Source organism: Frankia sp. Mgl5, assembly GCF_023242985.1.
GTDB classification, from domain to species: domain Bacteria; phylum Actinomycetota; class Actinomycetes; order Frankiales; family Frankiaceae; genus Parafrankia; species Parafrankia soli.
Genome location: NZ_JALKFY010000232.1, coordinates 1 through 253 on the forward strand (window position 1 = coordinate 1; position 253 = coordinate 253).

General features: G+C 53.0%; 1 pseudogene. It reads left to right on the forward strand.

The window, feature by feature from the left end:
* A pseudogene (locus MXD62_RS40315) lies at positions 1-253 on the forward strand (DNA polymerase III subunit gamma/tau); the annotation flags it as partial.

A 253-nucleotide genomic window follows, 5' to 3' on the forward strand; every position in this document is an offset into this window, starting at 1 on the left:
GTTATATCGTGTATACAGACCACAAACCTTTAGCGATATTGTCGGGCAAGCACATGTAACCACGACATTGCGCAATGCGCTCCGCGAGGGTCGGCTTTCTCATGCCTATTTGTTCAATGGCCCGCGCGGAACAGGGAAGACCAGTGCTGCCAAAGTGATGGCCAAAGCGGTGAACTGTGAGCATCCGCAAGACGGGGAACCATGCAACGAATGTGATTCCTGCAAGGCGATTACGTCCGGGTCAGTAACGGAT